The organism is Alitabrizicola rongguiensis (assembly GCF_021491355.1).
Classification (GTDB): Bacteria; Pseudomonadota; Alphaproteobacteria; order Rhodobacterales; family Rhodobacteraceae; genus Aliitabrizicola; species Aliitabrizicola rongguiensis.
On sequence record NZ_JAKENF010000004.1, the window covers coordinates 144,434 to 164,891 of the forward strand.

General features: G+C 64.3%; 27 protein-coding genes. 16 read left to right on the forward strand and 11 right to left on the reverse strand.

Annotation, left to right across the window (positions count from 1 at the left end; translation table 11 throughout):
• The first annotated feature begins 1 nt into the window (after position 1).
• Positions 2–697: a molybdate ABC transporter permease subunit gene (gene modB, locus L0V05_RS16795; RefSeq protein WP_234872518.1), complete on the forward strand. Its 696-nt coding sequence runs from the start codon at positions 2–4 to the stop codon at positions 695–697.
• Complete coding sequence (modC, locus tag L0V05_RS16800) at positions 694–1,785, forward strand: molybdenum ABC transporter ATP-binding protein (RefSeq protein ID WP_234872520.1); 1,092 nt, start codon at positions 694–696, stop codon at positions 1,783–1,785. Before modB ends, modC begins: the two co-directional genes overlap by 4 nt.
• Before the next feature lie 3 nt (positions 1,786–1,788).
• On the opposite strand, the gene L0V05_RS16805 is transcribed toward modC, so the two are convergent.
• The gene (locus L0V05_RS16805) at positions 1,789–2,034 is read right to left on the reverse strand and encodes an accessory factor UbiK family protein (protein ID WP_234872522.1); all 246 of its coding nucleotides are present in this window, start codon (positions 2,032–2,034) and stop codon (positions 1,789–1,791) included.
• Positions 2,035–2,150: 116 nt separating this feature from the next.
• On the opposite strand from L0V05_RS16805, the gene lgt reads away from it, so the two are divergent.
• The 4 genes from lgt to L0V05_RS16825 all read left to right on the forward strand — a co-directional run bounded on the left by lgt (position 2,151) and on the right by L0V05_RS16825 (position 5,282).
• Positions 2,151–3,041, forward strand: a complete 891-nt coding sequence (gene lgt, locus L0V05_RS16810) for a prolipoprotein diacylglyceryl transferase (protein WP_234872524.1) — start codon at positions 2,151–2,153, stop codon at positions 3,039–3,041.
• A complete protein-coding gene (locus L0V05_RS16815; protein ID WP_234872926.1) occupies positions 3,038–4,099 on the forward strand; it encodes a class I SAM-dependent methyltransferase in 1,062 nt (353 codons plus the stop codon). Before lgt ends, L0V05_RS16815 begins: the two co-directional genes overlap by 4 nt.
• Positions 4,099–4,851, forward strand: coding sequence for a peptidoglycan editing factor PgeF (gene pgeF, locus L0V05_RS16820; RefSeq protein WP_234872525.1), 753 nt, complete (start codon positions 4,099–4,101; stop codon positions 4,849–4,851). Before L0V05_RS16815 ends, pgeF begins: the two co-directional genes overlap by 1 nt.
• A 251-nt stretch (positions 4,852–5,102) precedes the next feature.
• Positions 5,103–5,282, forward strand: a complete 180-nt coding sequence (locus L0V05_RS16825) for a hypothetical protein (protein ID WP_234872527.1) — start codon at positions 5,103–5,105, stop codon at positions 5,280–5,282.
• Between the two features lie 372 nt (positions 5,283–5,654).
• Here L0V05_RS16825 and L0V05_RS16830 read toward each other — a convergent pair whose 3' ends face one another.
• Complete coding sequence (locus L0V05_RS16830; RefSeq protein ID WP_234872529.1) at positions 5,655–6,155, reverse strand: Lrp/AsnC family transcriptional regulator; 501 nt, start codon at positions 6,153–6,155, stop codon at positions 5,655–5,657.
• Between the two features lie 185 nt (positions 6,156–6,340).
• Between L0V05_RS16830 and trxB the strand changes: the two genes are divergently transcribed.
• The 3 genes from trxB (at position 6,341) to L0V05_RS16845 (ending at position 10,119) form a co-directional block, all read left to right on the forward strand.
• A complete protein-coding gene (trxB, locus tag L0V05_RS16835) occupies positions 6,341–7,282 on the forward strand; it encodes a thioredoxin-disulfide reductase (RefSeq protein WP_234872531.1) in 942 nt (313 codons plus the stop codon).
• A gap of 188 nt (positions 7,283–7,470) precedes the next feature.
• Complete coding sequence (locus L0V05_RS16840; RefSeq protein WP_234872533.1) at positions 7,471–8,091, forward strand: hypothetical protein; 621 nt, start codon at positions 7,471–7,473, stop codon at positions 8,089–8,091.
• A gap of 321 nt (positions 8,092–8,412) precedes the next feature.
• Entirely contained in the window at positions 8,413–10,119 is a 1,707-nt protein-coding gene (locus L0V05_RS16845) for a bifunctional sulfate adenylyltransferase/adenylylsulfate kinase (RefSeq protein WP_234872535.1), read from the forward strand.
• 68 nt (positions 10,120–10,187) lie between these two features.
• Here the strand turns inward: L0V05_RS16845 and L0V05_RS16850 are convergent, their stop codons facing one another.
• Both L0V05_RS16850 and L0V05_RS16855 read right to left on the reverse strand, forming a co-directional pair.
• On the reverse strand, positions 10,188–10,418 hold the full coding sequence (locus L0V05_RS16850) for a DUF1150 family protein (protein WP_234872537.1): 231 nt from the start codon (positions 10,416–10,418) through the stop codon (positions 10,188–10,190).
• A gap of 11 nt (positions 10,419–10,429) precedes the next feature.
• Positions 10,430–10,843, reverse strand: coding sequence for an Hsp20 family protein (locus L0V05_RS16855; RefSeq protein WP_234872539.1), 414 nt, complete (start codon positions 10,841–10,843; stop codon positions 10,430–10,432).
• A 193-nt stretch (positions 10,844–11,036) separates the two neighbouring features.
• Between L0V05_RS16855 and L0V05_RS16860 the strand changes: the two genes are divergently transcribed.
• The 3 genes from L0V05_RS16860 (at position 11,037) to L0V05_RS16870 (ending at position 12,935) form a co-directional block, all read left to right on the forward strand.
• Positions 11,037–11,255 (forward strand): YdcH family protein, encoded by a 219-nt coding sequence (locus tag L0V05_RS16860; RefSeq protein WP_234872541.1) that lies wholly within the window; start codon positions 11,037–11,039, stop codon positions 11,253–11,255.
• A 131-nt stretch (positions 11,256–11,386) separates the two neighbouring features.
• The gene (purE, locus tag L0V05_RS16865) at positions 11,387–11,872 is read left to right on the forward strand and encodes a 5-(carboxyamino)imidazole ribonucleotide mutase (protein ID WP_234872543.1); all 486 of its coding nucleotides are present in this window, start codon (positions 11,387–11,389) and stop codon (positions 11,870–11,872) included.
• Positions 11,865–12,935 (forward strand): 5-(carboxyamino)imidazole ribonucleotide synthase, encoded by a 1,071-nt coding sequence (locus L0V05_RS16870; protein WP_234872545.1) that lies wholly within the window; start codon positions 11,865–11,867, stop codon positions 12,933–12,935. The genes purE and L0V05_RS16870 overlap by 8 nt, the downstream gene beginning before the upstream one ends.
• A 32-nt stretch (positions 12,936–12,967) precedes the next feature.
• Here L0V05_RS16870 and L0V05_RS16875 read toward each other — a convergent pair whose 3' ends face one another.
• Positions 12,968–13,714 carry an esterase/lipase family protein gene (locus tag L0V05_RS16875; RefSeq protein ID WP_234872547.1) on the reverse strand — a complete coding sequence of 249 codons (747 nt, stop codon included), beginning with the start codon at positions 13,712–13,714 and terminating at the stop codon, positions 12,968–12,970.
• 64 nt (positions 13,715–13,778) lie between these two features.
• Here L0V05_RS16875 and L0V05_RS16880 point away from each other — a divergent pair, with 64 nt between their 5' ends.
• Genes L0V05_RS16880 through L0V05_RS16890 form a run of 3 tightly spaced genes read left to right on the forward strand, consistent with a single transcriptional unit; the run spans position 13,779 to position 15,219 of the window.
• Entirely contained in the window at positions 13,779–14,231 is a 453-nt protein-coding gene (locus L0V05_RS16880) for an NUDIX domain-containing protein (RefSeq protein ID WP_234872549.1), read from the forward strand.
• Positions 14,228–14,728 carry a GreA/GreB family elongation factor gene (locus L0V05_RS16885; protein WP_234872551.1) on the forward strand — a complete coding sequence of 167 codons (501 nt, stop codon included), beginning with the start codon at positions 14,228–14,230 and terminating at the stop codon, positions 14,726–14,728. Before L0V05_RS16880 ends, L0V05_RS16885 begins: the two co-directional genes overlap by 4 nt.
• Positions 14,725–15,219 carry a GNAT family N-acetyltransferase gene (locus L0V05_RS16890; protein ID WP_234872553.1) on the forward strand — a complete coding sequence of 165 codons (495 nt, stop codon included), beginning with the start codon at positions 14,725–14,727 and terminating at the stop codon, positions 15,217–15,219. The genes L0V05_RS16885 and L0V05_RS16890 overlap by 4 nt, the downstream gene beginning before the upstream one ends.
• Positions 15,220–15,228: 9 nt before the next feature.
• On the opposite strand, the gene L0V05_RS16895 is transcribed toward L0V05_RS16890, so the two are convergent.
• Together L0V05_RS16895 and L0V05_RS16900 are read right to left on the reverse strand one after the other, a co-directional pair.
• Positions 15,229–16,071 carry a DMT family transporter gene (locus L0V05_RS16895; protein WP_234872555.1) on the reverse strand — a complete coding sequence of 281 codons (843 nt, stop codon included), beginning with the start codon at positions 16,069–16,071 and terminating at the stop codon, positions 15,229–15,231.
• 44 nt (positions 16,072–16,115) lie between these two features.
• On the reverse strand, positions 16,116–16,484 hold the full coding sequence (locus L0V05_RS16900) for a hypothetical protein (RefSeq protein ID WP_234872558.1): 369 nt from the start codon (positions 16,482–16,484) through the stop codon (positions 16,116–16,118).
• Positions 16,485–16,568: 84 nt separating this feature from the next.
• Here L0V05_RS16900 and L0V05_RS16905 point away from each other — a divergent pair, with 84 nt between their 5' ends.
• Positions 16,569–17,312, forward strand: coding sequence for a DeoR/GlpR family DNA-binding transcription regulator (locus L0V05_RS16905; protein WP_234872560.1), 744 nt, complete (start codon positions 16,569–16,571; stop codon positions 17,310–17,312).
• 102 nt (positions 17,313–17,414) lie between these two features.
• Here L0V05_RS16905 and L0V05_RS16910 read toward each other — a convergent pair whose 3' ends face one another.
• From L0V05_RS16910 to L0V05_RS16925, 4 genes are all read right to left on the reverse strand, one after another.
• Positions 17,415–17,855: a hypothetical protein gene (locus L0V05_RS16910; protein WP_234872561.1), complete on the reverse strand. Its 441-nt coding sequence runs from the start codon at positions 17,853–17,855 to the stop codon at positions 17,415–17,417.
• A gap of 2 nt (positions 17,856–17,857) precedes the next feature.
• Positions 17,858–18,148: an ElaB/YgaM/YqjD family protein gene (locus L0V05_RS16915; protein ID WP_234872563.1), complete on the reverse strand. Its 291-nt coding sequence runs from the start codon at positions 18,146–18,148 to the stop codon at positions 17,858–17,860.
• Positions 18,149–18,295: 147 nt separating this feature from the next.
• Positions 18,296–19,936, reverse strand: a complete 1,641-nt coding sequence (gene groL / locus L0V05_RS16920; protein ID WP_234872565.1) for a chaperonin GroEL — start codon at positions 19,934–19,936, stop codon at positions 18,296–18,298.
• Between the two features lie 70 nt (positions 19,937–20,006).
• Positions 20,007–20,294 (reverse strand): co-chaperone GroES, encoded by a 288-nt coding sequence (locus L0V05_RS16925; protein ID WP_234872567.1) that lies wholly within the window; start codon positions 20,292–20,294, stop codon positions 20,007–20,009.
• Between the last annotated feature and the right edge of the window lie 164 nt (positions 20,295–20,458).

Here is a 20,458-nt window from a genome sequence, read left to right on the forward strand (position 1 = left end):
CATGGCGGACTGGCTTTCGCCCTCCGACTGGCAGGCCGTCGCGCTTTCTCTGCGGGTCGCCCTATGGGCGACGCTGGTCAGTCTGCCCCTTGGCATCTTCGTGGCCTGGCTGCTGGCGAGGAAAGAGTTCTGGGGCAAATCGCTGCTGAATGGCCTTGTTCATCTGCCACTGATCCTTCCGCCGGTCGTGACAGGCTACCTTCTGCTTCTGACCTTCGGGCGGCGAGGCTGGGCCGGCGGATTTCTGGAGCAATTCGGCATCGTCTTCGCCTTTCGCTGGACCGGCGCGGCACTTGCCTGCGGCGTGATGGCCTTTCCGCTGATGGTGCGCGCGATCCGCCTGTCGATCGAGGCGGTCGATCCGCGGCTGGAACAGGCAAGCGCGACGCTTGGCGCACGGCCAATCCTTGTGTTCCTGACCGTCACCCTGCCGCTGATCCTGCCCGGCATAATTGCGGGGGCGATCCTCGCCTTCGCCAAGGCGATGGGCGAGTTCGGCGCGACCATCACCTTTGTCTCGAACATCCCGGGCGAGACCCAAACCCTGCCCTCGGCCATCTACGCCCTTCTGCAGGTCCCTGGGGGCGATGAGCCGGCGGCGCGCCTCGTGGGCATCTCCATCGCCATCGCAATGCTTGCGCTTCTCCTGTCGGAATGGATTGCGCGGGCCGTGGCGCGCAGGATCGCCGCTGGATGACCCTGTCCGTTTCCCTTCGCCATGCCTTCCCCGGCTTTTCACTCGACGTCGCCTTCGAGGCACCCAAGGGTGTGACCGCGCTCTTCGGTCGATCGGGGTCGGGCAAGACGACGGTCGTCAACGCGGTGGCGGGCCTTCTGCGCCCGGATGCGGGCCGGATCGTGCTGGATGAGACCGTGCTTCTGGACAGCGCGCGGCAGGTCTTTCTGCCCCCCCATCGCCGCCGGCTGGGCTACGTGTTTCAGGAGGGGCGCCTGTTCCCGCACCTGACCGTCTCTCAGAATCTGCGATACGCCCAGTGGTTCGCGCCGGCGAAGCGCCGCCGAGACTTCGACAGGGTGGTCGAACTCCTTGGCTTGGGCTCCCTGCTCGATCGGCGTCCCTTGTATCTTTCGGGTGGCGAGAAACAGCGCGTGGCGATCGGGCGGGCTCTGCTGTCGGCGCCCTCGATGTTGCTAATGGACGAGCCGCTCGCTGCGCTTGACACCGCGCGCAAGGCCGAGATCCTGCCCTGGCTCGAACGGCTGCGCGACGAGACGCATCTTCCGATCCTCTATGTCAGCCATTCCCTGCCAGAGGTTGCCCGTCTCGCCACTACGGTCGTGCTGCTGGACGGTGGCCGAATCCTGCGAACCGGCCCGGTTACCGAGCTTCTCTCCGATCCGGACGTGGCGCCTGCGCTCGGCATCCGTGATGCGGGATCGCTGCTGACGGCACGGATCGCCGCGCAGGAGCCCGACGGGTTGACCCGGCTCGACTCCCCTGCAGGTCCATTGTGGCTACCGAAGATTGCGCGCCCAGACGGCGCAACCGTGCGCGTGCGGATCGCCGCGCAGGACGTGATGCTGGCGCGGACAAGGCCCATGGAGATTTCTGCCCTGAACGTGCTTCCCGTGACGATCTCGGCCATACGCACAGATCAAAGCGCAAGCGCGCTGATACAGCTTTCAGCGGGTGGGGATCACATCCTGGCGCGCATCACGCGCCGCTCGCTGACCGTCCTGCAACTGGCCGAGGGCGACCGGCTGTTCGCCGTCATCAAGTCGGTCTCGGTGGCCGACGAGTCGGTCGGCCTGACCGGGCCCTGAGCGTCACTTCTTCTTGGTTTCCAGCGCATCGAGCCGGGCCTTGAGCGCCTCGTTCTCTTCGCGTGCCTTGGCGGCCATCGCCTTGACTGCGTCAAACTCCTCGCGCGTTACGAAATCGCGGTCGGCCAGCCAGCGGTCGATGAGACCCTTCATCGCCGTCTCGGCCTCGGTCTTGGCGCCTTGGGCCACACCCATGGCGTTCGTCATGAGTTGCGACATGTCGTCGAAGAACTTGTTGCGGGTCTGCATGGTGGCCTCCATCGAGTGGCAGTGTTCTATATGGTCTGCCAGGCGGCGGCGCACAAGGTTGACATCGCCGCGGCCCCGCCGGACAACCCCGATGCCGCCCGCGAACGGAGCCGTCGATGAGCTATATCCCCTTCCCGAACATCTCGAACGAGGTCTTCTCGATCGAAATCCTCGGGATGACGCTGTCCCTGCGCTGGTATGCGCTGGCCTATATCGCCGGCATCCTGATCGGCTGGCGGATCATCGTCGCCCTGTTGCGCCGCCCGTTGCTCTGGCGAAACGGCGCGCCGATGACCGAGCAGCAGCTTGAAAACCTGCTGACATGGGTGATCCTTGGCATCGTGCTGGGCGGACGACTGGGGTTCGTTCTGTTCTACCAGCCGGGCTATTACCTCGCGAACCCGTTCGAGATCCTGAAAATCTGGGAAGGCGGCATGTCCTTCCACGGCGGGTTTCTGGGTGTGGTCACGGCCGTCTGGCTGTTCTGTCGCCATCAGGGGATTCCCATTGCCTCGGCCGCAGATGCAATAGCCGTCGCCGCGCCGCCCGGACTATGCCTGGGGCGCATCGCCAACTTCATCAATGCCGAGCTTTGGGGCCGGCCGACCACCCTGCCCTGGGGCGTGGCCTTTCCCGGCGATGCGGCACAAACCTGCCCGGGCGTGCTGACGATCTGTGCCCGGCACCCGTCGCAGATCTATGAGGCTGTTCTGGAAGGGCTGATCCTCGGGTCGGTCCTGCTTTACCTCGTCTGGCGGAAGGGCTGGCTGAAGATACCGGGGCAAACGGCCGGGTTGTTCTTTGCCGGTTACGGGATGGCCCGCTTCATCGTCGAGTTCTTCCGGCAGGCCGACGCCCAGTACATCACCCCCGACAACCCGCTTGGTCACGTGATCCGCCTGACGGACAGTTTCGGTTTCAGCATGGGCCAACTTCTGTCCCTGCCAATGGTGGCCGTCGGTCTTGCCGTCATCTGGTGGGCGCGAACGCGCAAGGCCAAGGCGTGACACCACTTGGCGACCTCCTGATCCGGCGCATCCGCGAAACCGGGCCTATCTCGATAGCCGACTACATGGCGGAATGCCTGTTGCACCCGGTTCACGGCTATTACACCACCCGGCCGGTTTTCGGCGGCAAAGGCGATTTCACGACCGCGCCCGAGATCAGCCAGATGTTCGGCGAACTGATTGGCCTGGCGCTTGCGCAGAACTGGATGGATCAGGGATCCCCGTCCCCCTTTACGCTGGCCGAACTGGGCCCGGGCCGCGGGACGCTGATGGCCGATCTTCTGCGGGCAACGCGCGGTGTGCCGGGGTTCCAGGCGGCGGCGCGGATCACGCTGGTCGAAGCCTCTCCCCGCCTGCGAGAGATACAGCGCGAGGCCCTGGCGGGCCACGAGGTGAGCTGGATCGATACGCCAACCGCACTGCCCGCTGCGCCGCTGCTTCTGATCGCCAACGAATTCTTCGACGCCCTGCCGATCTGCCAGTTCCAGCGTCACCCGATGGGCTGGCAAGAGCGTGTTGTGGGGCTTGATGGCGAACGACTCGTGCCAGGGCTCTCTCCCCCGATGCAACTGGACCTTCTGGAGGCCCGCCTGTCCGATACCGACATCGGCGAGGTCGTCGAGATCTGTCCGGCCGCCGCCGGCATCGTCGCTGAGATTGCGGAGCGCATACGCCGCTATGGCGGAGCAGCGATCGTGATCGACTATGGCGGGTGGCATTCGCGCGGCGACACGTTCCAAGCCCTGGCCGGACATGCCTTTGCCGACCCCTACGCTGCGCCCGGAACAGCCGATCTGACCGCTCATGTCGACTTCGAACCGCTGGCACTTGCCGCAGGGCAATGCGCCGTCACCGCCATGACAGACCAGGGAGTTCTGCTCGAGCGTCTCGGGATCACGGCGCGCGCACAGGCGCTGGCACGGCATTTGTCTGGCACGGCGCTGGAAGCACATGTCGCCGCGCATCGACGCTTGACCCATCCCGAGGAAATGGGAAGGCTGTTCAAGGCGATCGCCATTCACCCCAAGGGCAGCGCGCCGCCACCGGGATTCGACTGATGCTCGAGATCATCACCTCCCCCCTGCTGCAGCCGATCAGGCATGGCTTCTTCACCCGCAAGGGCGGGGCATCCTCCGGAATCTTCGCCGGGCTCAATTGCGGGACCGGAAGCAGCGACCTGGCCGAGGTCGTCGCCATAAACCGAGCCCGCGCGGCCGAGGCGATGGGCATAAGCCCTGCAGCCCTTGTCACCGTCAATCAGGTGCATTCCGCCGATGTCGTGACCGTGACCACGCCCCTGCCGGACCGCCCCCGTGCCGATGCGATGGTGACCGCCACGCCGGGGCTGGCTCTGGCCGTCCTGACAGCCGACTGCCAGCCGGTGCTGTTCGCCGACCCTGATGCGCAAGTCATCGGCGCCGCTCATGCCGGTTGGCGCGGCGCCCGGGATGGCGTGCTCGAGGCGACAGTCGAAGCGATGGAAGCGCTTGGTGCCGTACGGACCCGCATCCGAGCTGTGATCGGCCCGACCATCAGCCAAAGAGCCTATGAGGTCGGACCGGAGTTCGTCGAAGGCTTCATCGACGATGACCGCGACAACGCCCGCTTTTTCGCCAACGGCAAGGGCGACCGGGCGCTGTTCGATCTTCCCGCCTTTGGTCTGCATCGCCTGCGCGGCCTCGGCCTCGCCGATGTGGGATGGACAGGCCACTGCACCTATTCGGACCCCGAGCGCTTCTATTCCTACCGCCGCACCACCCATGCCGGCGAAGCGGACTACGGCCGGCTTCTGTCGGCGATCCGCCTCTGAGCCCTGTAGAATGCGGCGAAAATGCGAGAAACAATCGTATTCTTCGGAATGGATTGTTTCCTGCACGGAAAAAATCAGGCGTTTCCAGTCAGTTGCGCGACAAGCTGTCTGTCAAACTCGAATGGTGGCGGCCTTCACAGGGTCAATCAATCGTCCAACGCCTGCCCGATTGACCTGTCATGGCTATGTCGTGGCCAGTTTGGGGGTCACGGCATGGGTGGCCCGACAAGGCCGGCCGGAGGAGACAGGAAATGACGAAACAGCGCCGCTGGATTCAATCCGCCATCGACACCGCCGCCAACGCGGATTTCATTCTTCCCTGGACCCGGAGAAAGGCAGCCGTTCTGGCCGTCGCAACGCGGGCCTCGGCCAAGCCGGCCCAGCCACGCCTCGCGGTTCCTGGCCTTTCCTCGAAGCTCGCCGCGCGCTGACACAGCCCGGTTGCGCCACGCAAGCAGCCGTAATTTCGTCACATTCTCGAATCGGCTCGCGAACAGAACGAGTGGAATACGCCCTATTGTGCCGCCACCGGGGATTCCTGCGACAAAAGCCGAAACAATCGGGCGGAGGAAGAGGGGATTGATGCGCAAGATTGCGGCACAGCGGCAAATGTTTGACAGACCGCCGCACAACCGACATGGTTAAAACATGACGTTCCATCCGATGCCTGACGGCGTTGTAACGGATCGATTGCTTGCTAAAGGCGGCCCTGGCGTGACCCTCTGACACGCCGAAAGGGGCCGCCTTTCAAATTCCTTCCCCTGAGTCCGAGATCCTGCCCTGCGCGCCGAGTGAGCTGTAGCTCAGGCTGACCGCTTCAGTCGGTCTTCAAGTACATCGAAGGGAACACCCGGCTCGTCCTTGGCACAGCGGATCACGAGGCTCGTCTTGACGCTTGCCACGTTGTCGGCGGCTGTAAGTTCGGCGGTGAGGAAATTCTGGAAAGTCGAAAGGTCCGGCGCGACGCATTTCAGGATGAAATCGATCTCGCCGTTCAACATGTGGCATTCCCGGACCAGCGGCCAGGCACGGGCGCGGGCCTCGAAGGCGGACAGGTCCACCTCTGCCTGACTGTGCAGACGGACCATCGCAAAGACCTGAACCTCAAAACCCAGTTCCCGCGTGTCGATGTCGGCGTGATATCCGCGGATATAGCCCGATTCCTCAAGCGTCCGCACCCGTCGCAGGCAGGGTGGAGCCGATATGCCGACGCGCTTGGCCAGTTCGACATTGGTCATTCGCCCATCGGCCTGAAGCTCCGCCAGAATGTGGCGGTCAATCGGGTCCAGCTTCGATCCGGCCATGTGCAGGTCTCCTTTTCGCGCGGAATGTAGGGGTTGGCAGCAAAGCGCGCAACATTGTTTCGCGACAGCCGCAGGAATTGTTCGGATCGACTAGCCAGCGCCCATCTCTAAGCAATGGCAGCGCGGGGCTTTCGGCTGGTCAGGCTTACCCTTATATGGATGTCCGCAAAGCATCGGGGGCAGACATGGGCGAGACACGTCATAGCAAGGTTCTGATCATCGGATCTGGTCCAGCAGGCTATACTGCCGCCGTCTATTCCGCCCGGGCGATGCTGAATCCTATCCTCGTGCAGGGTATGCAGCCGGGGGGGCAACTCACGATCACGACCGAAGTCGAGAACTGGCCGGGTGACACCCATGTTCAGGGGCCCGACCTGATGATCCGCATGGAAGAGCACGCCCGCGCGATGGGAGCGGAAGTCGTGACTGACATCATCACTTCGCTCGACCTGTCCAAACGGCCGTTTGTCGCGACCGGGGACAGCGGCACGACCTATACTGCGGATGCGGTCATCCTTGCCACCGGCGCGCAGGCGCGCTGGCTGGGCCTGCCCTCTGAAGAGAAGTTCAAGGGCTTTGGCGTCTCGGCTTGCGCGACATGCGACGGTTTCTTCTATCGAGGCAAGGAAGTGGTCGTGATCGGCGGAGGAAACACCGCCGTCGAAGAGGCGTTGTTCCTGACCAACTTTGCCACCAAGGTCACGTTGATCCATCGGCGCGACAGCCTTCGGGCCGAGAAGATCATGCAGGACCGGCTGTTCAAGCACCCGAAGATCCAGCTCCTCTGGAACCATACCGTGGATGAGGTTCTGGGCACGGACACCCCGCTTGGCGTCACCGCCGTGCGGGCCCTCGATGTGAACACCGGGGCAGTCACCGACGTGCCCTGCGACGGCTTCTTCGTCGCCATCGGCCACGCGCCGGCCTCGGAACTGGTCAAGGACCAGCTGGAGCTGCACAACGGCGGGTACGTCAAGGTCGAACCGGGCTCGACGCGCACCTCGATTCCGGGCGTTTTCGCCGCCGGCGACCTGACGGATCATGTCTACCGTCAGGCGGTGACCAGCGCCGGAATGGGCTGCATGGCGGCGCTCGACGCGGAACGGTTCCTCGCCGAGCACGCGTAAGCGTCCCCTGATTGCCGCGCCGCGGCAATCCTCCACTGAATCGCAACAGTCTGTTTCCGATCCGCCTTCGACGGGTCGGGTTTTTGCCACAGTCCGACCACCCTCAGGACACAGCTGCCCCGTGTTCTGCGCAATGTTGCCACAACCATTATTGGAGTGAGGGGATGAACATACGGAAGACAATGGCCATGGCGGCCATCTTGATTGCGGCAGGCTTCGGGGCGCAGGCGGCGACGGTGACCGTCGATTTCGAGGGCGATGCCGCGGGCAATGTTGCCAACGGCTTTACCAGCTCGGGATCGTCGATCGTGTCCTTCACGGACTCGATCGGCAGCAACCTCGAAATCGGCGACTACGGCACCCAGACCGACGGGCAGAGCCTGATCGTCCGGCATGATGACCCCAGCACGCTGATCATGACCTTCACGCAGTTGGTCAGCAACCTGTCGATGTCGTTCGGCAACGACGATCCCAGCTTCTCGCTGGCCGGTGACGTCGCCGTTCTGCAGGGCTACCTCGGTGGAGTGCTGAAGGGGATCTCGCTTGTGGTGATGAACCGCGACGACATCATGAATCAGACGATCGGCTTCTTCGGACAGCCCATCGACAAGGCAGTCTTCTACTATGGTCGGCTGGCAGTCGGGCCGGACAGCAGCGTCGCGATCAATCCCATCGATCTGATCGAAGTGGTCGACAACATCACCTTCGAAGTCCCGGACGTGGCAGAAGTTCCGCTGCCCGCCTCGGGTCTCTTGCTTCTGGGCGCCGGCGGACTGATGGCAGCCATCCGACGCAAGCGTTCCGTCTGAAGGCGAACGCGGAACAGTCTCGCTACACCTCGCTGCACACAGAAGAAGCCGGGCCAGGAGGCCCGGCTTCACCATTCCGAACTGTAAGCCGTCAGACTTGCGGTGACGACCGTTTCGGCAGACCCGGACCTTTCGGGGAAAACATCTTTGGAGTGCCGATCAGGACCAAGATTGCTGTCGGATTATCGTTTCAATCGCAGAAAAACTGTCTCTTTGAGGAAGATTTTCCCTTATTGCCTTGAGTTTGCCCCCCTCTAAAGGATATCTGCCCGCATCCCGCAGCCACCCGGCAACCGCGGTCTTATTCAAGGGCCCATCCTGATGACCATCTCGAACCTGACTCCGATACCGGAGCTCTATGTCTCCCCCGAGTCCGCCCAGAAACTGAAGATCGAGGCCGGCAACCTGCCGTCCTGGGATCTGACTCCGCGCCAGATCTGCGACCTTGAACTCTTGATGAACGGCGGCTTCCACCCGTTGAAGGGGTTCCAATCCGAAGCCGATTACAATGGCGTGGTCGAGACCATGCGCACCGCCGACGGCACGCTATGGCCGATCCCGGTGACGCTGGACGTGAACCAGGCCTTTGCCGACAAGGTCGAACCGGGCCAGGACATCGCCCTGCGCGACCAGGAAGGCGTCATCCTCGCCATCCTGTCGATCACGGACAAGTGGACTCCGAACAAGGCCAACGAGGCGGAGAAGGTGTTCGGCGCCGATGACCTCGCCCATCCGGCAGTCAATTATCTGCACAACGTTGCCGGACCCGTTTATCTCGGAGGCCCGGTGACCGGCATCCAGCAGCCGATCCACTATGACTTCCGCGGCCGCCGCGACACGCCGAACGAACTCCGCGCCTATTTCCGCAAGCTTGGCTGGAAACGCATCGTCGCCTTCCAGACCCGCAACCCTCTGCACCGCGCGCACCAAGAGTTGACCTTCCGCGCCGCAAAGGAAGCTCAGGCCAACCTGCTCATCCATCCGGTCGTCGGCATGACCAAGCCGGGCGATGTGGACCACTTCACCCGCGTGCGTTGCTACGAAGCGGTGCTGGACAAGTACCCGGCAGCCACCACGCACCTGTCGCTCCTGAACCTTGCGATGCGCATGGGCGGCCCGCGCGAGGCGGTCTGGCATGCGATCATCCGCAAGAACCACGGCCTGACCCATTTCATCGTTGGCCGCGACCATGCCGGACCCGGCAAGAACAGCCAGGGCAAGGACTTCTACGACCCCTATGCCGCGCAGGAACTGGTCGCCAAGCACCAGGACGAGATCGGCATCGAGATGGTCGACTTCAAGCAGATGGTCTACGTGCAGGAGAAGGCCCAGTACTATCCTGTCGACGAGGTGCCGGAAGGCTCGACCGTGCTCGACATCTCGGGCACCGAGCTCCGCCGCCGCCTGCGTGAAGGGCTCGACATCCCCGACTGGTTCTCCTTCCCCGAGGTCGTGACCCAGCTGCGCCGCACATCACCGCCGCGCGACAAGCAGGGCTTTACCGTCTTCTTCACCGGCCTGTCGGGCTCGGGCAAGTCAACGATCGCCAACGCCCTGATGGTCAAGCTGATGGAGATGGGCGGCCGCCCGGTGACGCTGCTCGACGGTGACGTGGTTCGCAAGCACCTGTCCTCGGAGCTTGGCTTCTCCAAGGAGCACCGCGACATCAACATCCGCCGCATCGGCTATGTCGCCTCCGAGATCACCAAGAACGGCGGCATCGCCATCTGCGCTCCGATTGCCCCCTATACAGCGACCCGCCGCGCCGTCCGCGAGATGATCGAGGCCTTCGGGGCCTTCGTCGAGGTCCATGTCGCGACAAGCATCGACGAATGCGAACGGCGTGACCGCAAGGGCCTCTACAAGCTGGCCCGCGAAGGCAAGATCAAGGAGTTCACCGGGATTTCCGACCCCTACGAAGCTCCGGAGAATCCCGAACTGCGGGTCGAGACCGAGGGCTCGGATGTCGACAGCTGCGCGCATCAGGTTCTGCTGAAGCTCGAGCAGATGGGCCTCATCCGCGCCTGACGCGAATTCAAGCACACAAAAGGGCCGGTCATGCGACCGGCCCTTTCTGACTGGCGAAGACTTCAACTTCAATGCGCGTTGACGGGTGCCAGATCGTGCTGGCGCGCCAGAAGGAAAGCGAGACTGCGGTCGCGCACCAGCGCCACCCGCTCGCCATCCGGCCGATTGACCGAATAGAGCGTCTCAACACCGCCCAATTGCGCCCTGATTTCATCCGGCAGTTCCGCTGCCGAAACGGGCCGGATGTAGACGATCCGCTCGCCTTCTTCCTCGGGAAAACCTTCGAACTTCGTATCCATATGCCTGCTCCTTATCCCCGACCGATCCTGATCGTCTGCACCACAGGTTCCGGCGCCGAGCGGCGCAGGTCGATGTGCAGCAGCCCGTTTTCCATCGTCGCCGCCGCCACCTCGACACCTTCGGCCAGCACAAAGCTGCGCTGGAAGGCACGGGCGGCGATACCGCGATGCAGGAACACCCTCTGTCCTTCCTCCTCGGCCTGACGGCCGCGCACGACCAGTTGCCGATCTTCGACCGTGATCGAAAGATCCTCCTCGCGGAAACCCGCGACGGCCAGCGTGATGCGATAGGCGTTCTCCGCAACCGCCTCGATGTTAAAGGGAGGATAGCCTTCTCCCGCGGTCTTCGCGGTACGCTCAACCAGCCGTTCCAGCTGCTCGAACCCAAGAAGGTAGGGGTGGGCCCCAAAGCTCAGTTTCGTCATCCGGGATGTCCTTGGACTAAGCGACATACGATGGGACGCCCCCGGGTCGGGCAACGTCCTGAGAGCAAATATGGGGCGGGGCGACGGGTTGCACAAGAGCCCGGAAATACCCAGATTTCTTTCCTCAACTCTGCCAATGACGCTATAGTCCGCCCATCCGGCATCCTGCGACTCAACAGCCGAGCAAGAAGAAATGAACGCGCCCACCGAACTCGATTTCGAGGAAATGCTCCGCATCAAGCTGGAGGTCCTTCGTCGCGAGCACCGGGATCTCGACGATGCCATTCATGCGCTGGCTTCCAGCGGTCGTGGCGACCAGTTGACGCTGCAGCGGCTCAAGAAACAGAAACTGGCACTCAAGGATCAGATCGTGAAGATCCAGGATCAGCTGATCCCCGACATCATCGCCTGACGCCCCGATTTTTCCACGAAAGATCAGAATTTTCGCAGAAAATTCGCCGCAGCTTCGCAGAGGTGGGGTCCGCAACCTTGCCCCTAGGTCCCCCGCCGCTATATTGCGCGCCTCTTGAACCGGAGGCGCGCATGGCCGTGGACGTGGGAATCATCATGGGAAGCCAGTCCGACTGGCCGACGATGAAGGAAGCTGCCCTGATCCTCGACGAACTTGGTGTGTCCTACGAGACGAAGATCGTATCCGCCCACCGCACGCCCGACCGGCTGTGGGCCTACGGCAAGACGGCGGCCGAACGCGGGCTTAAGGTCATCATCGCCGGCGCGGGCGGCGCGGCCCACTTGCCGGGCATGATGGCCTCCAAGACCCGGATTCCGGTGATTGGCGTGCCGGTCCAGACAAAGGCTCTGTCCGGCGTGGACAGCCTTTATTCCATCGTGCAGATGCCGAAGGGATACCCTGTCGCGACCATGGCGATCGGCGCCGCCGGTGCGGCCAATGCGGGCCTTCTCGCCGCCGGCGTCCTCGCGGTCAGCGATTCCGCACTCGCCACCAGGCTCGATGCCTGGCGCGAGGCGCTTTCGGCCTCGATCCCCGAGGAACCGAAGGATGACTGAGGCGCTCCCCTCCGGTTCGACCATCGGCATCCTCGGTGGTGGCCAGCTTGGTCGGATGCTCTCGGTCGCTGCCGCCCGACTGGGCTTCCGCACCCATATCTACGAACCCGCCGCCATGCCGCCCGCTGGCGACGTGGCGCACTACGTCACCACGGCATCCTACGAGGACGAGGCCGCGCTGAGAGCCTTTGCCGAGGCCATCGATGTCGTGACCTACGAATTCGAGAACGTACCGACATCGGCGCTTGATCTGATAGAGGCGCGCCGGCCGATCCGCCCGAACCGCCGGGCGCTGGCGATAAGCCAGGACCGTATTGCCGAGAAGGATTTCCTGACGTCCATCGGCCTGGCGACCGCGCCCTATCGTGCCGTGTCCGACATGGCCTCGCTGGAATCCGCCATCGCGGCCATCGGTACGCCGTCGATCCTCAAGACCACCCGCCTTGGCTATGACGGCAAGGGCCAGGCGCGGCTGATGTCGCCAGTGGACGCTGCCAAGGCTCTGGACGCAATGAACGGCGCAGAGGCGGTACTCGAGGGCTTCGTGTCGTTCAGCCACGAGGTTTCGGTGATCGCCGCGCGTGGGCTTGACGGTTCGGTTGCCTGTTTCGATCCGGGCGAGAACGTGCATCGTGACGGAATCCTGCGCACCACCACGGTGCCCGCCCGCCTGTCGCCGAACCAGCGCAGCGACGCGATTCTGATCGCTGCCCGAATCCTCAACGCGCTCGACTATGTCGGCGTCCTTGGTGTGGAGTTGTTCGTGACGGCTGGGGGCCTGATCGTGAACGAGATCGCCCCCCGCGTGCACAACTCCGGCCACTGGACACAGAATGGCTGCGCGGTCGACCAGTTCGAACAGCATATCCGCGCGATAGCCGGCTGGCCGCTTGGCGACGGGGCCCGTTATGCCGACGTGGTGATGGAGAACCTGATCGGTGACGACATCCTGCGCGTCCCCGGACTTGCGAAGGATGCAGACACGGCGCTGCACCTCTATGGCAAGGGCGCGCCGCGCCCGGGTCGCAAGATGGGGCACGTGAACCGGGTGACCCGCCGCTAGCTGTTGGGCGAGCAGGGGCAAGCACCTGCCCGTCATGGCCCCTCTGGCGGCTTGGTCGTTGTGCCCAGTATTCCTGCGGCTGTCCGCAGACTCATGTCATGCTCGAAGGCTCCAGTCTGAAGGAACCGGATGGTCTGCGCGATGACGACAGGGCTCAGCATGATGAAGGTATGGGTCACGGGCAGAACGATGTGATCGGTCATACCGGCGATGCGGGTGCTTGCGACCGACACCTTGCCGTCGTCGGCGCCCGGGATGATGCCGGAATAGATCGGGTTGATCGACCGATCTCCGGCAATGACGCCCAGTTCGAAATCTGGCAGCGGCAGCGACAGCGGAACCGACCCCTTGCCCGTTCCCAACTCGAGCCCGGCGGGGCCGTTGACCCATTCGAAGGCGGCGATCGAGCCCAGACTGTCAACAAGCTCCGATCCCTGGTTTGGCGGAGCCAGCATGACGACACGCCCCATATTGGCCGGCCTGTGTTGCGCCAGCCAGATCCGCGCGAGGATCCCGCCCATCGAATGGGTGACGAAGTTGACCCGCTCGCCGCCGCATTGCTGAACAGCCGGGCCGACATACCGCCCGGCCAGTTGCTCGACCGGTTCCTCGGTCGAGGGATAATCCACATTGATGACCCGGTAGCCTTGCTCCTCGAGCGCGAGCTTCATCGCCAGAAGCGACGACGACGTGCGCGCAAGTCCGTGCAACAGGATCACGCACTCCGCACGCGCTGGCAGAGCAAGAAGGACGGTCAGAAGGAACAGAAGCATGCGCATGGCGTTGAGCCTATCCGAATGCTGCGGCATGGACAAATGAACGCCCGCGCGCCAACCTTATAGGATGAGCCACCGTACGCCCCGCCTGGCCGTTCGCGCGCTGATCCTGCACGAGGATCGGCTGCTTCTGGTCAACGCCTATGCGGGCCGCCGCTCCGACCTCTGGTGCGCGCCGGGGGGTGGTGCGCAGCCGGGCACCTCGCTTCCCGACAACCTGATCCGCGAAGTGCACGAGGAATGCGGCCTCACCGTCTCGGTCGGCGAGCCGGTTCTGGTCAACGAGTTCCACGATCCGGCCTCGGGGTTTCATCAGGCCGATATCTATTTCCGTTGCTCCATCATCGGCGGCTCCCTGTCCGACGCCTGGCGCGACCCAGAGCGCGTCGTGCATTCCCGCCGCTTCTTCTCGCGGGAAGAGCTTTCGTCAGGTGCCATCCGCTTCAAGCCCGACAGCCTGCCCGCCGCTGCCTGGGGCGGGACGATGCTCTACGACCCGTTGGAGCCGATCGTCCGATGAGCCGTGCCTTCGTGAAGGAGGGCTCGGGCGAGCTTGACCCGCTGCCCGATTTGCCGATCTCTCCCCATCCGAATTATGTCACCCCGCGCGGCCTTGCGTCGTTGCAGGCGCGGCTTGCCGCAACCCAAACCGAACTCGCCCGCCTGCGCGCGCGGCCCGACCGGCTCGACAAGTTGCCGGAAGCCGCAGCCGAGCGCGACATCCGCTATCTCGAGGCGCGCCTGCGTTCGGCGATTCCGGTCGAACCGCCCGCCGCGCCTCAGGAAGTGGCCTTCGCCACCCGCGTCACCGTTGCGGACGAGGCGGGGACCGAAACCAGTTACGAGATCGTGGGCGAGGATGAGGCCGATCCAGCACAGGGACGCATCGCCCCTCATGCCCCCCTTGCCCGCAACCTGATCGGCGCGCGGATCGGCGATACGGTTTTCTGGACGCGCCCGGCCGGCAGGACCGAGCTCGAGATCCTGGCCATTTCGCCCGTCGAAACCGGCCCATGATCCTGCGCCAGCTTTCCCCCGATACCGATCGTGCCCTTGTCGCGGCCCTCTATGCCGAGGCTGCCGATTATGTGGCGATCGAACGCGATGCCGAGCCCGGGCCAGAACTGACCGATGAGTATTTCGCCGATGCCCCGCCCGGCATCGACCCGGCAACATCGTTCCGTCTTGGCGCGCTTGACGGGGAGGGAAGCCTGCTCGGCCTGATCGAGCAATCCTTCGGCTACCCGACGGACGAAGATTCCTATCTTGGCCTGATGCTCCTGGCCCCCCGCGCCCGAGGGCGTGGACTCGGCCGCATTCTACTCGAAGAGGCAGAAGCCGAAGCGCGCCGTCGCGGGAAACGCCGTCTCTACCTCGCCGTGCTCGATGCCAACCCCCGCGGTCGTGCCTTCTGGGAACGCGAGGGGTTCATCCTCCACGAGGGAGGGCGCAGCGTCACGCTTGGCGAAAAGACCCAGACGGCCTCGCGGATGGTGAAGGATCTTTGACCAATCCTTTCAGACGCGCCGGCCAGTCAGGGCCAGCGCCACGCCGCCCAGCACCATCGCCGCGGCCAGCAGAAACACCGGCCCTGGCCCTTCGTGCAAAAGCGCCAGCCCGCCGGTCGCAGCGATCAGCGGCACCGTCAGTTGCGCAACCGCGGCCCTGCTGGCCCCGAGCCGGGGCAGAAGCCGGTACCAGAGCGCATAGCCGAGCCCGGAAGTGACCGCACCGGACAGCAAGGCCAACGCGATCCCCGTCCTGTCTGCCGTCAGCACGATACCGGGCCAGACCGCCACCAGCCCGGAAAACCCTATGGCCGCCAGGACAAAGCTGGCTCCTGTGTCGGCAACCGGATCCCGGCTGCCGCTCCCAAGCAGCGAGTAGATCCCCCAGCCCACAGCCGCGCCCGCCATCGAACCCGCCGCTGGCAGCGGGATCGCGCCCGCACGTCCCGGCGCCAGCAGAACGATCAGCCCGAGAAAGGCCAACCCCGCCCCCAGCCAACGCCGCGCCGGAATGGGCTCTCCTCCCCAGAGCGCCCCGCAGAACATGGTGATCTGCACCCCTCCGAACAGGATCAGCGCCCCGCTGCCGGCATCGATCGAACGGTAGGCAAGGGAAAATCCCGCCATGTAGGCCAGCAGCGCCAGCGCGCGACCCGGACGATCCCTTTCCCCGAGGGCCAGGCGAGACCCACCGAACCAGACAAGCGCCGAAAGAAGCGCAGCACCGGACCAGAGCCGCAGAAGCGCGAACATCGCAGCGCTCGTGTGGTCGCCCCCGACCGCCGCGCGGTTGATGACGGAGTTCGCGGCAAAGGCCGTCATTGTAAGGGCGGCGAGCAGGAATAGCTTCATGGGCTACTCTAACACGCCTTGCCGTATGTCCCTAGGTTTACGCTTCAAGCTGCGGCCGGGATCTCGTCGAGGTTGCGATAGACCGGAATGCCCCGCGCCTCGGCGATGCGCACATCGTTGTCCGCACCAGAACTCGCCCCCGGCAATCTCAGCACCGCATCGCAATGCTGCAGCAGGCGGTGCGCGGCAGGGTGCATCACCCGGTCATAAAGCGCATCGCCAACGGCACCGCCGCCCGCCCCGTGCAGAACCGGCAATGCTACCCATTCGCCGATCATCGGCACATGCCCTTTCTCGAAGATCGGCCAGGCCGCTTCTTCCAGCCGCTTCAGGTTTGCGGCCATCCGCGCCGGGTCATCGCCGGTTCCCGAGCGGTAGGGTCCGGCGATCAGGATCATCATTGGTCTGGTCATGGCAGTCTCCTTTGTCATCACCCCCCTAGCAAACCCGACTGATTCATGCAATCTCGTGCAATCTCGTGTAATCATGGTTGTGGAATGCTGACTGCGCAACGCAAGGCCCTCCTGCTCTCCCGCCTCGCCGCTGAGGGTCGGCTCGTCGCCGCCACGCTCGCAGCCGAGCTGGGCCTGTCCGAAGACACGATCCGTCGCGACCTGCGCGAACTGGCCGCCGAGGGAAAGTTGCTGCGCGTCCATGGCGGCGCTCTGCCGCTGTCGCCGACGCACCGTCCGCTGGCAGACCGGCGTAGCATGGCGGTCGGCGAAAAGCGTCGCCTTGCCGCAACTGCAGCAAGGTTGATCCGGCCCGGGCAGGTGGTCATTCTCGACGGCGGGACCACCCATCTGGAACTCGTCCACATCCTTCCCGCCGATCTTCGCGCGACGATCGTCACGCACAGCCCGACCATCGCCGCTGCGCTGGAGCCTTTCCCTGACATCGAAGTGATCCTGATCGGCGGTCGCCTTTTCCGCCATTCGATGGTCGCGGTCGGTGCTGTCGCCGCCGAGGGCTTCGCACAAATCCATGCCGACCTCTGCCTGCTTGGTGTCACCGGTCTCCACCCCGAGAGGGGTCTGACCACCGGCGATGACGAAGAAGCGGCAATCAAACGCCGGATGATGGCGCAGGCCGGCGAAACCGTGGTGCTCGCCACGTCCGACAAGCTTGGCGCCTCCTCCCCTTTTGCCATCGCACCCCTTGGCGCAGTCGGAACGCTGGTGGTCCCGAAGGAGGCGCGGCTCGACGGCTGGCCTGACGGCCCGGCGATCCTCCGCGCCTGAGGCTTCTCCTCGCCAAATACCCCCGCCGGAGGCAAACCCGAGCCGGCGGCGAAGGCCGCCGGCGAGACAAAAGGCGTGGCCCCGCAAGGGGCCTCCTTCAGATCAGCGGCGGCGGGTCAGCGCCAGGGTCAGGCCAAAGACGAAGGCCGCCACCAGCGACGGCACCCCTCCGGTTTCCGGCGGGGTCAACCCGGCCTGCGCCAGGAACCCCCGCATGGCCCGTTCCATCTCGCCCGGCCCACCGGCGGCGGCGCGCGACAGGGCTTCGAGCGCGTCGCTGTCCAGATCGGGCGCCGCGCTCGTTGGACGGCGCGGCCGCATTGCCGCGACGGCCATCAGGATGGCCCCGAGGCCAAGGAAGCACAGCCCGAGGAAGATCGAAGCGAACAGCGCCCCCTTCAGGGCCGCCAGCGCGATCCAGGCTGCGGCGACAAGAAAGCCCAGACCCACAATCAGGCAGATGACGGCAGCAAGGCCAAAGCCCGCCTTCCGCATCGTGTCGCGCGCCTTCGCCCGCGCAACGAGACCAACCAGCCGGAACACGCCTATCTCCGGTTCAAGAGAAGGCCGACAAGGAAGCCGACCCCCGCAGCCACAGCCATCGCCGTCGCAGGGTTCTGACGCATGGCGGTCTCGGCATCGGCGAAGGCGTGCTGCGCCCTGGCCTTTGCCTCGCCAGCGACATGCTCGCCCCTGACCTTCAGGCCGGCGGCGAATTCTGCGCCCTTCTCCTTCAGATCGGCCGACAGTGCCGCGATCTCGGCCTGAAGTTCGGCGATCTGGCTGGTGAGTTCCTCGACGGTCGGTGCCGCCTCGTCCTTCGGTTCGCGAGCCATGGGACACCTCCTTTCTTCGGCAGGTATAGCCCGGGCGGTGTCATACGTCACGCTTGCGTCGCAGGTATCGCAGCGGGCACCCGCCATGCGGTCAAAGAAAAAGGGCGGCCAGAGGCCGCCCTTTCCCGATGTCGTTTGCTCGGGCGATCAGAAGTCGCCCATGCCGCCCATGCCGCCGCCCGGCATGCCGGCCGGGGCGCCTTTCGGCTCCGGCCTGTCGGCAATCATCGCCTCGGTGGTGATGAGCAGACCCGCGATCGACGCCGCATCTTCCAGAGCGGTGCGCACGACCTTCGCCGGGTCGATGACGCCGAACTTGAACATGTCGCCATATTCTTCGGTCTGGGCGTTGAAGCCAAAGGTCTTGTCGTTCGACTCACGGACCTTCCCGGCCACCACCGAGCCGTCCACGCCGGCGTTCTCGGCGATCTGGCGCAGCGGGGCTTCCAGCGCCTTGCGGACGATGGCGATGCCGGCGTCCTGGTCGCTGTTCACGCCCTTCAGACCGTCAAGCGACTTGCCGGCCTGGATCAGGGCAACGCCACCACCAACGACGATGCCTTCCTGCACGGCCGCACGGGTCGCGTTCAGGGCGTCATCGACGCGGTCCTTGCGCTCTTTCACTTCGACTTCGGTCATGCCGCCAACGCGGATCACGGCCACGCCGCCAGCGAGTTTCGCAACACGCTCCTGCAGCTTTTCCTTGTCGTAGTCCGAGGTGGTTTCCTCGATCTGCGCGCGGATCTGAGCAACGCGGGCCTGGATCTCCGCCTTCTCGCCAGCGCCGTCGACGATCGTGGTGTTGTCTTTGCTGATCGACACCTTCTTGGCGCGGCCGAGCATGTCGATCGTGACGTTCTCGAGCTTCATGCCGAGGTCGTCCGAAATCACCTGACCGGCGGTCAGGATCGCGATGTCCTGCAGCATGGCCTTGCGGCGGTCGCCAAAGCCCGGGGCTTTCACGGCAGCGATCTTCAGGCCACCGCGCAGCTTGTTGACCACGAGGGTCGCCAGCGCTTCGCCTTCGACGTCTTCCGCGATGATGAGCAGCGGACGCTGCGACTGGATGACAGCTTCCAGCAGCGGCACCATCGGCTGGAGCGACGACAGCTTCTTCTCGTGGATGAGGATGAGCGCGTCTTCCAGGTCAGCGACCATCTTGTCAGCGTTGGTGACGAAGTAGGGCGACAGGTAGCCGCGGTCGAACTGCATGCCCTCAACCACGTCGGTCTCGGTCTCGAGGCCCTTGTTCTCTTCGACGGTGATGACACCCTCGTTGCCGACCTTCTGCATCGCGTCAGCGATCTGACGGCCGATTTCGGCTTCGCCGTTCGCCGAGATCGTGCCGACCTGAGCCACTTCGTCCGAGTTCTCGACCTTACGGGACGCGCCCTTGATCGATTCGACCACTTTCGTGGTAGCGAGGTCGATACCGCGCTTCAGGTCCATCGGGTTCATGCCGGCGGCAACCGCCTTCATACCCTCTTTCACGATCGCCTGAGCCAGAACGGTGGCGGTCGTGGTGCCGTCGCCGGCCTCGTCATTGGTGCGCGAGGCGACTTCTTTCACCATCTGCGCGCCCATGTTCTCGAACTTGTCGGCCAGTTCGATTTCCTTGGCAACCGACACACCGTCCTTGGTGATGCGCGGCGCGCCGAAAGATTTGTCGATCACGACATTGCGGCCTTTCGGGCCGAGGGTGACCTTCACGGCGTCGGCGAGGATGTTCACGCCACGCAGCATGCGGTCGCGGGCATCAGAGTCGAACTTGACGTCCTTGGCAGCCATATCAATGCTCCAGTTTTACTTTGTGTTTCGTTCGATGGGCGCCGGTGGCACCCGTTCGGAAAGGCAGTCCTCAGGCGATGATGCCGAGGATGTCGCTTTCCTTCATGATCAGCAGCTCTTCGCCGTCCAGCGTCACTTCGGTGCCCGACCATTTGCCGAACAGGATGCGGTCGCCAGCCTTGACCGACGGTGCGATCAGTTCGCCCGAGTCTTTCCGCGCGCCTTCGCCGACCGAGACGATCTCGCCCTCGGCGGGCTTTTCTTTCGCGGTATCGGGGATGATCAGGCCGCCCTTGGTTTTCTCGTCGCTCTTCACACGGCGAACGAGGACACGGTCATGCAGCGGTTTGAAAGCCATCTGAGAACACTCCCTAGGTTCCAGGTTCAATTGCTATTGGCACTCATCTTGGTCGAGTGCCAACGACGCGTAGTTAGGCATGGCGCTTCGGCCTGTCAACGTCCGCGACGGCAGAATCTTCGATGAAATTTTTGTGGCACCGGGTTGGAGCGCGGTCGCGGACA

Excerpts from the sequence above, each read along its gene's own strand:
- modB (WP_234872518.1), top strand. The coding sequence starts at position 2 with ATGGCGGACTGGCTTTCGCCCTCCGACTGGCAGGCCGTCGCGCTTTCT.
- modC (WP_234872520.1), top strand. The coding sequence starts at position 694 with ATGACCCTGTCCGTTTCCCTTCGCCATGCCTTCCCCGGCTTTTCACTC.
- L0V05_RS16805 (WP_234872522.1), bottom strand. The coding sequence starts at position 2,034 with ATGCAGACCCGCAACAAGTTCTTCGACGACATGTCGCAACTCATGACG.
- lgt (WP_234872524.1), top strand. The coding sequence starts at position 2,151 with ATGAGCTATATCCCCTTCCCGAACATCTCGAACGAGGTCTTCTCGATC.
- pgeF (WP_234872525.1), top strand. The coding sequence starts at position 4,099 with ATGCTCGAGATCATCACCTCCCCCCTGCTGCAGCCGATCAGGCATGGC.
- L0V05_RS16825 (WP_234872527.1), top strand. The coding sequence starts at position 5,103 with ATGACGAAACAGCGCCGCTGGATTCAATCCGCCATCGACACCGCCGCC.
- L0V05_RS16830 (WP_234872529.1), bottom strand. The coding sequence starts at position 6,155 with ATGGCCGGATCGAAGCTGGACCCGATTGACCGCCACATTCTGGCGGAG.
- trxB (WP_234872531.1), top strand. The coding sequence starts at position 6,341 with ATGGGCGAGACACGTCATAGCAAGGTTCTGATCATCGGATCTGGTCCA.
- L0V05_RS16840 (WP_234872533.1), top strand. The coding sequence starts at position 7,471 with ATGGCGGCCATCTTGATTGCGGCAGGCTTCGGGGCGCAGGCGGCGACG.
- L0V05_RS16845 (WP_234872535.1), top strand. The coding sequence starts at position 8,413 with ATGACCATCTCGAACCTGACTCCGATACCGGAGCTCTATGTCTCCCCC.
- L0V05_RS16850 (WP_234872537.1), bottom strand. The coding sequence starts at position 10,418 with ATGGATACGAAGTTCGAAGGTTTTCCCGAGGAAGAAGGCGAGCGGATC.
- L0V05_RS16855 (WP_234872539.1), bottom strand. The coding sequence starts at position 10,843 with ATGACGAAACTGAGCTTTGGGGCCCACCCCTACCTTCTTGGGTTCGAG.
- L0V05_RS16860 (WP_234872541.1), top strand. The coding sequence starts at position 11,037 with ATGAACGCGCCCACCGAACTCGATTTCGAGGAAATGCTCCGCATCAAG.
- purE (WP_234872543.1), top strand. The coding sequence starts at position 11,387 with ATGGCCGTGGACGTGGGAATCATCATGGGAAGCCAGTCCGACTGGCCG.
- L0V05_RS16870 (WP_234872545.1), top strand. The coding sequence starts at position 11,865 with ATGACTGAGGCGCTCCCCTCCGGTTCGACCATCGGCATCCTCGGTGGT.
- L0V05_RS16875 (WP_234872547.1), bottom strand. The coding sequence starts at position 13,714 with ATGCGCATGCTTCTGTTCCTTCTGACCGTCCTTCTTGCTCTGCCAGCG.
- L0V05_RS16880 (WP_234872549.1), top strand. The coding sequence starts at position 13,779 with ATGAGCCACCGTACGCCCCGCCTGGCCGTTCGCGCGCTGATCCTGCAC.
- L0V05_RS16885 (WP_234872551.1), top strand. The coding sequence starts at position 14,228 with ATGAGCCGTGCCTTCGTGAAGGAGGGCTCGGGCGAGCTTGACCCGCTG.
- L0V05_RS16890 (WP_234872553.1), top strand. The coding sequence starts at position 14,725 with ATGATCCTGCGCCAGCTTTCCCCCGATACCGATCGTGCCCTTGTCGCG.
- L0V05_RS16895 (WP_234872555.1), bottom strand. The coding sequence starts at position 16,071 with ATGAAGCTATTCCTGCTCGCCGCCCTTACAATGACGGCCTTTGCCGCG.
- L0V05_RS16900 (WP_234872558.1), bottom strand. The coding sequence starts at position 16,484 with ATGACCAGACCAATGATGATCCTGATCGCCGGACCCTACCGCTCGGGA.
- L0V05_RS16905 (WP_234872560.1), top strand. The coding sequence starts at position 16,569 with ATGCTGACTGCGCAACGCAAGGCCCTCCTGCTCTCCCGCCTCGCCGCT.
- L0V05_RS16915 (WP_234872563.1), bottom strand. The coding sequence starts at position 18,148 with ATGGCTCGCGAACCGAAGGACGAGGCGGCACCGACCGTCGAGGAACTC.
- groL (WP_234872565.1), bottom strand. The coding sequence starts at position 19,936 with ATGGCTGCCAAGGACGTCAAGTTCGACTCTGATGCCCGCGACCGCATG.
- L0V05_RS16925 (WP_234872567.1), bottom strand. The coding sequence starts at position 20,294 with ATGGCTTTCAAACCGCTGCATGACCGTGTCCTCGTTCGCCGTGTGAAG.